Here is a 13,193-nt window from a genome sequence, read left to right on the forward strand (position 1 = left end):
GCGGTGCGGTGTGAGGATGGGCCAATGGCATCCATCCGACGCTTCGACCACGTGGGCATCACCGTCTCCGACCTGGACGCGGCGACCGCGTTCTTCGTCGGGCTGGGTCTGGAGACGCAGGGCTCGGCGACCGTGGAGGGCGCGTTCATCGACACGGTGACCGGCATCCCGGGCTCGTCGACGCGGATCGTCATGCTGCAGCCGCCGGGAGGCGGGACCTGCGTGGAGCTCTCGAGCTTCAGCCGGCCCGACCACGTGCCGGGGTCCCCGGCCGCCCTGGCCAACGAGCTGGGGCTGCGTAGCATCGCCTTCGAGGTCGACGACCTCACGGCAGTGGTCGACCGGCTGGCCTCGGACGGCTACGGGCTCGTCGGCGGCATCGGCGAGCACGAGGGCGTGTGGCGCATGGCATACGTCCGGGGGCCCGAGGGCATCACCGTGGCGCTCGCCGAGCGCATCGGCTGACCGGCCGCCGCAGCCGGACGGGACGACCGGCGGACGACCGGCGGACGACCGGCGGAGATCGCCCTTGACCTTGACGCAGCGTCAGGGCTGGACGCTCGTGCCATGACCACACAGAACGCCATCGAGATCAGTGGCCTCACGAAGTCCTACGGCGAGCAGGCGGTGCTCCACGGCGTCGACCTGACCGTCACTCGCGGCACCGTCCAGGCCCTGCTCGGCTCCAACGGCGCCGGCAAGACCACCGCGGTGCGCATCCTCTCCACCCTGCTCAGGCCAGACGGCGGTCGGGTCGTGGTCGACGGGCACGACGTTGCCACCCACCCTGCGGAGGTGCGCGGGTCCATCAGCCTGACCGGGCAGTTCGCCGCCGTCGACGAGGTGCTCACCGGCCGTGAGAACCTGCTGCTGGTCGCCGAGCTGCGCCGCGTCGACCACCCCAGCCTCGTCGCCGACGAGCTGCTGTCCCGCTTCGACCTCGTCGAGGCCGGCGGCCGCCGGGTCGGCACCTACTCGGGCGGCGTGCGGCGGCGCCTGGACATCGCAATGAGCCTCGTCGGCGACCCACCGGTCCTCGTCCTCGACGAACCGACGACAGGACTGGACCCCCAGTCCCGCAACGAGGTGTGGAGGACGATCCGCGGACTCGCCGGGCAGGGCACGACGGTGCTGCTGACCACCCAGTACCTCGAGGAGGCCGAGCAGCTCGCGGACCGGATCGCGATCCTCCACGACGGCCGCATCATCGCCGAGGGCACCCTCGCCGAGCTGAAGCGGCTCTTCCCCCCGGCCACCGTCGAGTACGTCGAGAAGCAGCCGACGCTCGAGGAGGTCTTCCTCGCGATCGTCGGGGACGGCACACCCACTCACGCCCGCGAGGTCGGCGAGGTCCGAGAGGTCCGAGAGGTGCACGACACCGAGACCCACCAAGGAGCCCCATCATGACCCCCCACGTCCTCGGCGACACCCGCGTCCTGACCAAGCGGTCGTTGCGTCACGTCCTGCGCAGCCCGGACACGATCATCACCACGGCCATCACGCCCATCGCGATGCTCCTGCTCTTCGTCTACGTCTTCGGCAGCGCGATGCGCGTCAGCGGCGACAGCTACGTCGACTACCTGCTGCCCGGCATCCTGCTGATCACCATCGCGTCCGGGATCGCCTACACCGCCTTCCGGCTCTACACCGACGTGTCGAGTGGTGTCTTCGAACGTCTGCAGTCCATGCCGATCGCGCGGCCGGCGGTGCTGTGGGGCCACGTCCTCACCTCGGTCGTGACCAACTTCGTCTCCCTGACGCTGGTCGTCGCGGTCGCCCTGCTCATGGGGTTCCGTTCCGGGCAAGCCTGTTCGCCTGGCTTGCGGTGGCCGGCATCCTCGCGTTGTTCACCCTGGCCCTCACCTGGCTCGCCGTGATCCCGGGCCTGACCGCGACGTCCGTCGACGGGGTGAGCGGTTTCTCCTACCCGCTCATCTTCCTGCCGTTCGTCAGCTCGGCGTTCGTGCCCACGGAGGGCATGCCCGGCCCGGTGCGCTGGTTCGCCGAGCACCAGCCGGTCACGCCGATCGTCGACACGATCCGCAGCCTCTTCGCCGGACAGCCGGTGGGCAGCCAGGGGTGGGTGGCACTCGCCTGGTGCCTCGGCCTCCTCGTCGTCGCCTACGGGCTCGCCCTACGCACCTACCGCCGCAAGCTCGGCTGAGCGACGTGGGGCTCCGCGGACAGGAGAATGGGCAGGTGCTCACGATCGGCCAGCTGGCGGCATACGCAGGGGTGACGGTACGCACGGTTCGGCACTACCACTCGAAGGGGCTGCTGCCGGAGCCGCAGCGGGACGCCTCCGGCTACCGGCGGTACGACGCGGCCGCGGTGGTCGCGCTCGTGCGGATCCGCGTCCTCGCCGAGGCGGGCGTGCCGCTCTCGCGGGTGCAGCAGCTGCTCGCGGCCGGCGACGAGGAGTTCGCGGCGGCGGTCGCGGACATCGACCGCCGCCTGCGTGCCGAGATCCGCGAGCGGGAGCGCCACCGCGTGCGCATCGCCTCGCTGGCCGCCGGGGACAGCCTGGCGCTGCCGCCGGAGGCTGTCGCCTACCTGCGCCGTATGCGGGAGTTGGGCTTCCGTGACCGCCTGGTCGAGGTGGAACGAGACAGCTGGATCCTCATCGCGGCGCAGATGCCCGACGAGGTGCCGGCCCTCATGGCGATCAAGCAGCAGCAGATCGAGGACCCGGTGCTGCGACGGCTCTACCTCGACATCGGCGACCTCGTCGACTGTGGCCCCGACGACCCGCGGCTGCCCGAGCTGGCCGACCGGGTGGCGGCCTTCATCGAGGCGGCCGCGGCCGGCGCGGAGGGCCTCGCGGACCACGACGACTACCCGCCGGTCAGCCCGGCGCTCATCCAGCTGCTCGACACGACCTTCCTCGAGTCCTTCCCGTGTGCCGCCCGGCTCCTCGACCTGCTCGAGGAGCGCGGCTGGACGGGGTGGACCGACATCCGCCGGATCGAGCCCGCCGTCTGAGTGGCGCTCAGTCCTCGAAGAGCCCCCAGCACAGGTGGTTTCGTCGGTGCTCGTCGTCGAGGACGAGCTCGCGCACCTCGGCGGGCAGCTGGTCGCGCTGCCAGCGGCACTCGCGCCGAGCGGCCTCGTCCGCCTGGGCCGCCGGTGCGGCAGCGCGTGCCGCCTTGATGGCGTACGCAGCAGCGCCGAGGTCGTGGGCCGCGACATGGGCCACGCAGGCGGCCTGCCCGGCGGCATACGCGGCGAAGCGGGCAGCGCCGCGCATCGGTCGCGCGGCGCCCATGGCGTGACCACCTGCGGCGCGTGCCGCCATCATCCGGACGTCGCCCAGCACCCAGGCACGGGCGTGCTCGACGGCGGTCCCCGGCCGCGGGTCGTCGGGGTTCTCGGCCTCGAACAGCGGCAGGACGTGCTCGGCGCAGGCGGCCGCCCACAGCGCCAGTCGGTGGTGGTGATCGTCGGTGAGGGTGCCGCCGCGGCGGATCGTGACGAGCCGCGGGTCGGCGACCGGAGACAGGATCACGGTCGACGCCTCCTCCCGCCGGGCTCCGCACGGCCGGGGCTCAGGTGGTGCGGGGCACGTTGCCCTTGAGGCTGAACATCCACCGCATGACCTTGTGGCCGGGATCGGCCGTCGGGTCGAACATGAGCGGACAGCCACCCGCGATGACGGTCATCCCGTGCCCGCGAGCCCACTCGGCGGATTCCTCCGAGACGCTCCCGCTGCCCGGTCCCCGGTGCATCCACACCTGCGTGATCCCCAACCCCGCGCACTCCTCCAGTGTCGCCTGCGCCCGCTCGGGCCGGGTGCCGATGACGACCGCCTCCACGCCCCCGGGGATGGACCGCAGGTCGGGGTAGGCCGTGTCGCCCTCGACCTGCTCGGTGTGCGGGTTGACGGCATACACCGCGTAGCCGCGCTCCTTCAGCCGTCGGTAGACGGCGTTGCTGCCGTGGGACCCCCCGTGGCGGGACACGCCGGTGACGGCGATGCGCTGGCGGCTCAGGAAGTCGGCTGCGGCGTCCTTGATCGGTTGCATGGTGGTCCCCTCCTCCACCGGCACGTGGTCGTGCCCTCCTGCACTCCACGTTGCCCGGAACTCGGGCGACGGGTCAGGGCCGAAGGTCCCACACCGCCTCGTGTGCAGCGTCGCGCGTTGGTCGTGGGAGCCGGTTGTCATTGGTCTTGAGGTGACGGGCCCTCCGCGCCGGGCCGCCCGCTCACGCACCTGCGGGGGCTTCGAGGGGTCGGCTGGGGGGTTCCGGCCTGCGCCACACGGACACGTGGCTCTCGCTGTCGGTGGTGAAGGGCTCGCCCGTCCAGTCGGCAACGCGGCGCTCGAGCTCCAGACCGGCGAGCTGCGCCATGAGGTCGCACTCGGCCGGCCAGACGTAGCGGAAGTTGCTCGCGCCGTAGGTGACGCTGCCGTCGGGGTGCCTTCGGTAGTGGTGGGACGTGCCCTGCTGCGTGGTCATGTCGTAGGTGTCGAAACCGACGTGGTGCGCGCCGACGTGGAAGGGTACGGCCTCCTGCCCCGGCGGGAAACGCCGGATGCCGGGAACCCACAGCTCGATGACGAACCGCCCTCCGGGTGCGAGGTGACGGGCGGCGTTGCGGAAGCAGGCCACCTGCTCGCTCTGGGTGCGAAGGTTGCCGAGGCCGTTCCAGACGAGGTAGACGAGCGAGAACGTCCCTGGCACAGCGGTGCTCGCCATGTCGCCGACCACAACCGGGATGTCGCTGCGCTTGCGACGAAGCTGGTCAGCCATGGGTTGCGACAGCTCGATGCCGATCACGGCCACGCCACGTGCGGCCAGGGGTATCGCCACGCGCCCCGTCCCGATCGCGAGCTCGAGGGCGGCACCGTCGCCGGCCAGGTCGGCCAGGAAGTCGACGGCGGGATCCAGGACGTCGGGCGCGAACATGAAGGCCGACGACTCGTCGTAGCGCTCCGCCGTCTCCGCGTCCCACAGGTCGCTGCTCGTCATCGCGCCAGACTGGCCGCTGACGCCGCAGCTCGGCCACCCCTTTTCCCGAGGCGTGCCGTGGTGTGCGACACCGTCGGCGCCGCGACGGCGTCAGAAGTTGTTGGCCATGTTGGTGAACCGGCTGAAGTGGCCCTGGAAGGCGACGACGATCGTGTCGGTGGGGCCGTTTCGGTGCTTGGCCACGATCAGGTCAGCCTCGCCCTCGCGCGGTGAGTCCTTCTCGTAGGCCGCCTCACGGTGGAGCAGCACCACCATGTCGGCGTCCTGCTCGATCGAGCCCGACTCTCTCAGGTCGCTCATGGCCGGCTTCTTGTCGGTGCGCTGCTCCGGGCCACGGTTGAGCTGGGAGATCGCGATGACCGGGACCTCGAGCTCCTTGGCCAGCAGCTTGAGGGCACGCGAGAACTCCGAGACCTCCTGCTGGCGGGACTCGACGCGCTTGCCGGAGCTCATCAGCTGGAGGTAGTCGATGACGACGAGCTTGAGGTTCTCGCGCTGCTTGAGCCGGCGGCACTTGGCCCGGATCTCCATCAGCGACATGTTGGGCGAGTCGTCGATGAACAGTGGCGCGTCTGAGACGCGGCCCATCGTCGACGCGAGGCGCGTCCAGTCCTCCTCGCGCATCGTGCCCTTGCGCATGTGCTGCAGCTGGATGCCAGCCTCGGCCGACAGCAGGCGCATCGTGATCTCGGTGCGGCTCATCTCGAGTGAGAAGACGACGGCGGCCATCTTGTGCTTGATGGCGGCCGAACGCACTATGTCCAAGCCTATTGTCGATTTTCCCATCGCCGGCCTGGCCGCGATGACGATCATCTGGCCGGGGTGCAGGCCGTTGGTGAGGGCGTCGAAGTCGGTGAAGCCGGTGGGCACCCCGGTCATCTCGCCGGAACGGCCGGAGGCCATCTCGATCTCGTCGACCGTGGCCTCGATGATGTCGCCGATGGCGTGGTAGTCCTCGCCGCCGCGTTTGTCGGCGACGGCGTAGACCTCGGCCTGGGCGGCGTTGACGATGTCCTCGACGTCACCACCGCCCTGGGCGTAGCCGAGCTGGACAATGCGGGTGCCGGCCTCGACGAGGCGGCGCAGCACGGCGCGCTCGGCCACGATCTGGGCGTAGTAGCCGGCGTTGGCAGCCGTGGGGACGGAGGCGATGAGCTGGTGGAGGTAGGCCTGGCCGCCGACGCGCGTCAGGTCGCCTCGCTTGGTCAGCTCGTCGCTGACGGTGATCGCGTCGGCCGGCTCACCGCGGCCGTAGAGGTCGAGGATCGCGTCGTAGATGAGCTCGTGCGCGGGCCGGTAGAAGTCGGTGCCCTTGAGCTGCTCCACGCAGTCGGCGATGGCGTCCTTGGACAGCAGCATGCCGCCGAGGACGGACTGCTCGGCGCCGACGTCCTGCGGGGGGAGGCGGTCGTCCGGGGGCCCCCCGTCACGGGTGGACGACGACGCGAAAGCGCTCGTGCTCAGCTCGTCGAGCGACACGTGCTCCCCTTCCCTGTTTCGGCGAAATGACATCGGTGCAACCTGGTCCACCCCAGTGAACAACGCAGCTCTGACACTGCGGCTCGGGGGCCCGCGACGAGCCCCGCCCCAGCGCGGTCAGCCCCTCCCAGGGGGCACCCGCCCCACCGTAGGGGCGCGGCTCGGCACCGACCAACCTGGGACCGCCCCCTTCATGCACTGCCTGTGGACAACCGGTGGACGAAGCGGGCCGACACGCCGTCAACAGGTGTGGACAACGTGTGTGGACAGTGTGGGAATGTGGCCCCGGTCACAGAGCGAGAGGCCGCTGACCTGCACAGACATCCGGCCACGGGTGTGGAGAAGAAGTTCCCCGCCCCTGTGCGTCGTCCACAACCGCCGTCCGCTTTGCCCGACACGCCGTGCCACCGCCGTTTCCGAACGGAGCAGCCCGCCGTCCCGCCGCGGCTCAGAGACCGGCGGCCGAGGCGTCGTAGTAGTCGCGGTTGCGCAGGAGCGCAGCGGCGTCCTCGTCGAGCACCGCCGTGGCGTCGGCGTGCCACTGCAGCACGGAGGCGGGGCACGATGCCGAGAGCGGCCCCTCGAGCGCAGCGGCGACCGCAGCGGCCTTGGCGGTGCCGGAGGCCACGAGGACCAGCTGTCGGGCGTCGAGGACCGTGCCGAGCCCCTGGGTGACGCAGTGCGTCGGCACGTCCTCGATGCCGTCGAAGAAGCGGGCGTTGTCGTGTCGGGTGCGGTCCGACAGCCGCTTGACGCGGGTGCGGGACGACAGCGCCGAGCCCGGCTCGTTGAAGCCCAGATGACCGTTGGCGCCGATACCGAGGATCTGCACGTCGACACCACCCGACTCGGCGATGAGCCGCTCGTACCTGGCCGCCCCCTCGACCAGCTCCGCCTCCGTGCGCCCGGACCCGTCCGGCACGTGCAGCCGCTCGGCCGACAGCCCGAGCGGTCCGCACACCTCGCGCAGCAGCACCTCGCGATAGCTCTGCGGGTGTCCCGGCGGCAGCCCGACGTACTCGTCGAGGGCGAAGCCGGTCGCGCCCGAGAGGTCCAGGCGGCCGGCCCGTACTGCAGCCGCGAGCTCGGCATAGAGGCCCAGCGGGGAAGAGCCCGTCGCCAGGCCGACCACGGGTGCGGCGCGCCGGGCGGCGGCCAGGCCCTCGAGCACCACCTCGGCGGCTCGGCGGGCGACGTCGGCGGGCGTGGGCAGGACCAGGACCTCCATGGCCCCCACCCTCTCACCGCACCCGCTCGCGCCGACGGAGCCGGCCGCATACCACCCGTCGTGCGTCCTGGGAGCACGCGGACGCCGGCCAAGGCATCCCAACGCGAGCACGGCCGCCTACAGTCGGAGGCATGTGCCGCAACATCCGCCAGCTCCACAACTTCGAGCCGCCTGCCACGAGCGACGAGGTCCGCGCCGCCGCACTGCAGTACGTCCGCAAGGTCAGCGGCAGCACGAGGCCCAGCCAGGCCAACCAGGCCGCGTTCGACGAGGCGGTCGAGGTGATCGCCCACGCGACGCAGCACCTGCTCGAGCACCTGACGACGAGCGCGCCGCCGAAGGACCGCGACGTCGAGCGCCAGCGGGCCCGGGAGCGCAACGCGATCCGCTTCGGCACCCCCGCCTGAGCCGGGCGGGCTCGCCCGGTGGGCCTCTGGACCGAGCAGGTCACGCCGCGGCTCGTCGCGGCCGGCGAGAGCGAGACGGTCCGTGCCCTGCGCGTGCGGGTCTGCGAGGGACTGCGCGGCGAGGTGGTCGAGCTCGGCTTCGGCAGCGGCCCCAACCTCGACCTCTACCCGCCCGAGGTCACCCGGGTCATCGCCGTGGAGCCCTCCGACGTCGCGTGGGACCTCGGTGCCGGCCGCCGGACGCGCAGCCCCGTCCCGATCGTCCGGGGCGACCTCGACGGGCAGGCCCTCAGCCTCGAGGACGCGAGCGCGGACGCCGTCCTGTCGACCCTGACCCTCTGCACGATCCCCGACCTCCCGCAGGCGCTCGCCGAGGTGCGGCGCGTGCTCCGTCCCGGCGGGCAGCTGCACTTCCTCGAGCACGGCCTGGCGCCCGACGAGGGGGTGCGGCACTGGCAGCGCCGCCTCGAACCCGTCCAGAAGAGGATCTTCGACGGCTGCCACCTGACCCGCCCGATCGACCGCCTCGTGGAGGAGTCGGGCCTCGCCCTCGAGTCCCTCGAGCGGAAGTACGCCTCGACGGCCAGGATCATGCGCCCCTTCGTCTTCGTCTATCTCGGCCGCGCCCGCAAGGTCTGAGCCGCCGTGCTCGCCGTCACTCCCCGCGACTACGTTGGCACCCATGTCGCAAGGGCCGCACCACGAGCTCGTCGCCGCGGTCTCCGCGGCACTGTCCGCGCGCGCGGACCCCGAGCGCGCGGCGGGGCAGCAGCGCTACATGAAGTCGGCCCTGCCCTACTTCGGCCTGACCTCCCCCCAGCTCAAGGCGGCCCTCACCCCGCTGCTGCGCGACCCCGGCCTGGCCATGCAGTCGCGGGCGCAGTGGGAGGCCACCATCCGCGCCCTCTGGGACGGCGCGACGCACCGAGAGCAGTGGTATGCCGCCATCGCCGTCGCGCGGCACCGCTCCTACCGCTCGTGGGTCGACAGCGACGCGATGCCGCTGTGGGAGAGGCTGATCCGCACCGGCGCCTGGTGGGACGTCGTCGACGACATCGCCACCCACCTCGTCCGCGACACCCTCCTGGCGCATCCGGAGGCCGAGGGACTGCGGCTGCGCGAGTGGGCCGCGTCGGACTCGCTCTGGGTGCGCCGTGCGGCCATCCTCAGCCAGGTCGGCGCGGGGTCGCGGCTGGACCAGTCGCTCCTCACCGACGTCATCGTGCAGAACCTCGCAGAGCCGGACTTCTTCAGCCGCAAGGCGATCGGCTGGGCGCTGCGCGACCACGCCCGCGTCGACCCCGCATGGGTCCGCACGTTCGTCGCCACGCACCCGGGCCTGTCCAACCTCTCGCGCCGTGAGGCGCTCAAGCACCTGGCGGCGACGGCATGAGCTCGGTCGCTCCCCGGACGGCGAGCCACCGCCGCGAGATCGTCCGCCTGGCCGTGCCGGCCTTCCTCGCCCTCATCGCCGAGCCGCTCTTCCTGCTCGCCGACTCGGCCATCATCGGGCACCTCGGCACGGCCGAGCTCGCCGGCCTCGGGATCGCCAGCGCGGCGCTCGTCACCGCGGCCGGGATCTTCGTCTTCCTCGCCTACGGCACCACGAGCGTGGTCGCCCGCCACCTCGGCGCCGGTGACGAGCGGTCCGCGGTCGGCGCGGGCATCGACGGCCTCTGGCTGGCGCTCGCGCTCGGCGCAGTCTCCGCGGCGGCCGTCGCGGTCTGGGCCCGTCCGATCTGCGCGGCCTTCGGCGCCTCACCGGCGGTCCTCGAACAGGCGACGACCTACCTGCGCATCTCCGCCCTCGGGGTGCCGGCGATGCTCGTGATCCTCGCCGTCACCGGGGTGCTCCGCGGACTGCAGGACACGACGACACCCCTCGTCGCCTCCGTCGTCGGCTTCGGCGCCAACATCGTTCTCAACCTCGTGCTCGTCTACGGGTTGCACTGGGGCATCGCCGGATCCGCATGGGGCACCGTTCTCGCCCAGACCGGGATGGGTGTCGCGCTCGTCAGCGTGCTGCTCGTCAAGGCGCGTGCCCGCCACGCCCGACTGCGCCCGCACCCGGGTCGCGTCCTCGCGGCCGCACGAACCGGCATACCCCTGCTCGTGCGCACCCTCGCCCTGCGAGCGACCCTGCTCGTGACGACGTGGGTGGCCGCCTCGCTCGGCGACGTGCCGCTCGCGGCGCACCAGGTCGCGATGACGGTCTGGTCGTTCCTGGCCTTCGCCCTCGACGCCCTGGCCATCGCCGCCCAGGCGATCACCGGCCGCGCCCTCGGGGGCGGCGACCGGGAGGGCGTACGCGTGGTCATGGGAACGATGGTGCGCTGGGGGGTCTGGGGCGGGCTGGCGCTCGGGCTCGTCGTGGTCGCCCTGCACGGGGTCGTTCCCGCGCTCTTCACCTCCGACCCAGCCGTCCAGCAGGCCCTGGGTGCAGCGCTCGTCGTCGTCGGTCTCGGCCAGGCCGTCGCCGGCTACGTGTTCGTCCTCGACGGGGTTCTCATCGGAGCCGGTGACGGGCGCTGGCTCGCCTGGGGCATGGTTGTCACCCTCGCCGCCTACCTGCCGGTGATCCTCTGGGTCCGCGCGGCCGGCCCCAGCGACTCGCCGACCCGCGACGTGGTCGTGCTGTGGGTCGCCTTCACGGTCTTCATGGTGATCCGCGGGCTCGGCCTCGGTTGGCGCGCGCGCCGTGACTCCTGGATGGTCGTCGGCGCCCGCTGACCCCGAGCTCGTCTGATCGGGTCAGGCCTGCCGGCGCCGCGCCTCCCACGCCTGCTTCGCCGCCCTGCTGCGCCGGCGTCGGCTGGCCTCCCGCTCGCGCGCCATCCGTCGAGCCGCTGCCTCGGCCCGCCGGACGGCCGCCGTCTCGCGGCGGCGCTCCCGCTCGAGCACCGACTCGGAGCGCACCGGCCACACGTACGGCAGGTCGGGCGACACCTCCGGGAACCTCTCGGCGTAGTGCGCGGGGTCCTTGCGCACCAGTGCCGAGCGGTGGCTGCGCTGGACGGACTCGTCGAACAGCCACGGGGGCAGGTCCCCCGCCTCGGCGAGCTCCGGATAGCTCCTCAGCTGCTCCACGCCCACCTTCGCCAGGTCGGCCGCGATGGTCGCCGCGCACGTGTCGCCGAAGCCGCGGCGCAGCCACTCCTCGACCATGGCGAGGCCGTAGCTGCCGAGCGCCTCCTCGTTGCCCTTCCACATCAGCACGGCCGGGTGCGAGGACCACGCGTACCCGGGGACCGTGAGCGCTCGCACGATCTGGATGACCTCGACGCGCTGCTTGCCGAGGCGCTTCGTATCGAGCACCGCGGCCGTCTGCGCGAAGTCGGCGTACGGCACGAAGGTCTGCACCCACGCCTCCGTCCCTCGCTCGTGGCACCCCCGGGGTGAGCCCCGCTCGCGGGTTGCCATACCCGGTTCGACTGCCGCGGATGAGTCGCGGTGAACTGCTACGCCATTCCCAGACTCTTTTAAGGTCCGGCGGTCATAGTCGTCTTCGTGAGTTGCTCCTGTGCGACTCGGTGATCTCCTCCCCTGTCGGTCACCGGGTCAAAGGGCACCCGCTCCTGCTGGTCGAGTTCGGCGACGTGACCAGCAGGAGCGGGTTTTCTCGTTTTCGGGCACAATCGCGCCGCCTGCAACTGCGCCATGGCGCGGTTTCCGGCGCTCCGGCGGTCTTGATCACCCCTGCAACTGCGCCATGGCGCGGATTCCGGCGCTCCGGCGGTCTGATCGCCCCTGCAACTGCGCCACGGCGCGGTTTCGGGCGCTCTGGCGGTCGGATCACCCCTGCAACTGCGCCATGGCGCGGTTTGCGGCGCTCTGGCAGCCGGATCACGCTGCAACTGCGCCGTGGCGCGGTTTGAGGCGCTCTGGCGGTCGGATCCCCTCTGAAACTGCGCCGTGGCGGAGTTGTCGGGGCACGGCGACGGTCCTGACGTTCCCACCTGCGGCGCAGGTCAGCACGCTCGCCCCGTAGAGCGGCTCAGAGCGCGCCCTCGGCCACCTCCACGTCCGACAGCAGCGCCTGGACCTCCGCGGTCGTCGGCATTGCCGTCGAGCACGCGAGCCGGCCGGCGACCAGGCCTCCGGCCACCGTGGCGAAGTGCAGGGTCCGCTCGAGGTCCCACCCGGCGAGCAGGCCGTGCACGAGGGCCCCGTCGAACGCGTCTCCGGCCCCCAGGGCGTTGACGACTGTCACAGGGAAGGCGTCGACGGCGACCTGCTCCGCGTCCGTCATGGCGAGCACGCCACGTGGCCCCTGCGTGACCACGGCCAGCTCGACGCCCGTGGCGAGCACGGCACGGGCAGCTCGACGCGGGTCGGACTCACCCGTGACGAGCTCGTACTCCTCCAGGTTGCCGACCGTGACGGTGGCATGACGCAGTGCTTCTCGGGCCTGACTTCGGGCCTCAGCGCGGGCAGCCTCCGCGCTGCGGTCATGGTCGCGCCAGAATGCCGGCAGGTAGCCGAGGTCGAATACCGTCAGAGGCGCCCGGCCACGCTCCTCACGAGCGGCGACGTGGGCCGCACGACTCGGCTCCTGACTGAGTCCGGTCAGGGTGGACCAGTAGGCTCGCGCCTCTCGAATGGCCTGCAGGGGAAGCGATTGGGGGGTGATGAGCAGGTCCGGCGCGGTCGGGTAGCGGTAGAACCAGCGTGGGAAGCGGTCGGGCGGGAAGATCTCAATGAAGGTGACCGGCGTGGGCGGACCGTTGCCGATCGTCTGCAGGAAGGCGTCGTCCACCCCGAGCTGCAGCAGCTCCCGGTGCACGAAGCGGCCGAAGGCGTCATCGGCGGTGGCGCTGACCAGTGCGGCGCGCCGGCCGTGGCGTGCGGCGGCGACTGTCACGTTCGCCGCGCTGCCCCCGAGGAACTTCTCGAAGGTGCGCACCTCGTCGAGCGTCACCTCGTGCTGCAGGGGGTAGAGGTCGACGCCGACACGCCCGACGGCAACGAGGTCATACGTGGTCGTGAGGGCCATGGACACTCCGTTCACCGACGTGGACGTGAATCGTGGTCGTGAATGTCAACGCTAACCCGCCGCAGGTCCGCCTGACGAGCCTCGCCCAGCCTCCGCCGGACACGGGCCTGGCCAC

At 71.8% G+C, this 13,193-nt stretch carries 14 protein-coding genes and 1 pseudogene; 8 read left to right on the plus strand and 7 right to left on the minus strand.

Annotated features, from left to right (window positions below; translation table 11 throughout):
* Nucleotides 1-24 precede the first annotated feature (24 nt).
* The 4 genes and pseudogenes from LQK93_RS08380 (at nt 25) to LQK93_RS08395 (ending at nt 2,982) form a co-directional block, all read left to right on the plus strand.
* The gene (locus LQK93_RS08380; RefSeq protein ID WP_374971085.1) at nt 25-465 is read left to right on the plus strand and encodes a VOC family protein; all 441 of its coding nucleotides are present in this window, start codon (nt 25-27) and stop codon (nt 463-465) included.
* A 102-nt stretch (nt 466-567) separates the two neighbouring features.
* The gene (locus LQK93_RS08385) at nt 568-1,407 is read left to right on the plus strand and encodes an ABC transporter ATP-binding protein (protein WP_374971086.1); all 840 of its coding nucleotides are present in this window, start codon (nt 568-570) and stop codon (nt 1,405-1,407) included.
* Nucleotides 1,404-2,164, plus strand: a pseudogene (locus LQK93_RS08390) (ABC transporter permease). Before LQK93_RS08385 ends, LQK93_RS08390 begins: the two are co-directional and overlap by 4 nt.
* A 35-nt stretch (nt 2,165-2,199) precedes the next feature.
* Complete coding sequence (locus LQK93_RS08395) at nt 2,200-2,982, plus strand: MerR family transcriptional regulator (RefSeq protein ID WP_374971087.1); 783 nt, start codon at nt 2,200-2,202, stop codon at nt 2,980-2,982.
* Nucleotides 2,983-2,989: 7 nt separating this feature from the next.
* Here LQK93_RS08395 and LQK93_RS08400 read toward each other — a convergent pair whose 3' ends face one another.
* The 5 genes from LQK93_RS08400 to LQK93_RS08420 form a co-directional block, all read right to left on the minus strand.
* Complete coding sequence (locus LQK93_RS08400) at nt 2,990-3,505, minus strand: putative immunity protein (RefSeq protein WP_374971088.1); 516 nt, start codon at nt 3,503-3,505, stop codon at nt 2,990-2,992.
* A 40-nt stretch (nt 3,506-3,545) separates the two neighbouring features.
* The gene (locus tag LQK93_RS08405; protein WP_374971089.1) at nt 3,546-4,022 is read right to left on the minus strand and encodes a CoA-binding protein; all 477 of its coding nucleotides are present in this window, start codon (nt 4,020-4,022) and stop codon (nt 3,546-3,548) included.
* A 181-nt stretch (nt 4,023-4,203) separates the two neighbouring features.
* A complete protein-coding gene (locus LQK93_RS08410; RefSeq protein WP_374971090.1) occupies nt 4,204-4,971 on the minus strand; it encodes a class I SAM-dependent DNA methyltransferase in 768 nt (255 codons plus the stop codon).
* 90 nt (nt 4,972-5,061) lie between these two features.
* The gene (dnaB, locus tag LQK93_RS08415; protein WP_343994877.1) at nt 5,062-6,450 is read right to left on the minus strand and encodes a replicative DNA helicase; all 1,389 of its coding nucleotides are present in this window, start codon (nt 6,448-6,450) and stop codon (nt 5,062-5,064) included.
* 448 nt (nt 6,451-6,898) lie between these two features.
* A complete protein-coding gene (locus LQK93_RS08420; protein WP_374971091.1) occupies nt 6,899-7,678 on the minus strand; it encodes a glucosamine-6-phosphate deaminase in 780 nt (259 codons plus the stop codon).
* A gap of 131 nt (nt 7,679-7,809) precedes the next feature.
* On the opposite strand from LQK93_RS08420, the gene LQK93_RS08425 reads away from it, so the two are divergent.
* From LQK93_RS08425 to LQK93_RS08440, 4 genes are read left to right on the plus strand one after another with little or no spacing between them, the layout of a single operon-like run.
* Nucleotides 7,810-8,085, plus strand: a complete 276-nt coding sequence (locus LQK93_RS08425; RefSeq protein ID WP_374971092.1) for a DUF2277 domain-containing protein — start codon at nt 7,810-7,812, stop codon at nt 8,083-8,085.
* 18 nt (nt 8,086-8,103) lie between these two features.
* Nucleotides 8,104-8,724 (plus strand): class I SAM-dependent methyltransferase, encoded by a 621-nt coding sequence (locus LQK93_RS08430; RefSeq protein WP_374971093.1) that lies wholly within the window; start codon nt 8,104-8,106, stop codon nt 8,722-8,724.
* 43 nt (nt 8,725-8,767) lie between these two features.
* Nucleotides 8,768-9,478, plus strand: a complete 711-nt coding sequence (locus LQK93_RS08435) for a DNA alkylation repair protein (protein WP_374971094.1) — start codon at nt 8,768-8,770, stop codon at nt 9,476-9,478.
* Nucleotides 9,475-10,815 carry an MATE family efflux transporter gene (locus LQK93_RS08440; protein ID WP_374971095.1) on the plus strand — a complete coding sequence of 447 codons (1,341 nt, stop codon included), beginning with the start codon at nt 9,475-9,477 and terminating at the stop codon, nt 10,813-10,815. Before LQK93_RS08435 ends, LQK93_RS08440 begins: the two co-directional genes overlap by 4 nt.
* Before the next feature lie 21 nt (nt 10,816-10,836).
* On the opposite strand, the gene LQK93_RS08445 is transcribed toward LQK93_RS08440, so the two are convergent.
* Both LQK93_RS08445 and iolC read right to left on the minus strand, forming a co-directional pair.
* Nucleotides 10,837-11,445, minus strand: coding sequence for an MSMEG_6728 family protein (locus LQK93_RS08445; RefSeq protein WP_374971096.1), 609 nt, complete (start codon nt 11,443-11,445; stop codon nt 10,837-10,839).
* A gap of 634 nt (nt 11,446-12,079) precedes the next feature.
* Nucleotides 12,080-13,078, minus strand: a complete 999-nt coding sequence (iolC, locus tag LQK93_RS08450; RefSeq protein WP_374971097.1) for a 5-dehydro-2-deoxygluconokinase — start codon at nt 13,076-13,078, stop codon at nt 12,080-12,082.
* Nucleotides 13,079-13,193 lie beyond the last annotated feature (115 nt).

The sequence above is a fragment of the Terrabacter sp. BE26 genome (assembly GCF_041941675.1).
Classification (GTDB): Bacteria; Actinomycetota; Actinomycetes; order Actinomycetales; family Dermatophilaceae; genus Terrabacter.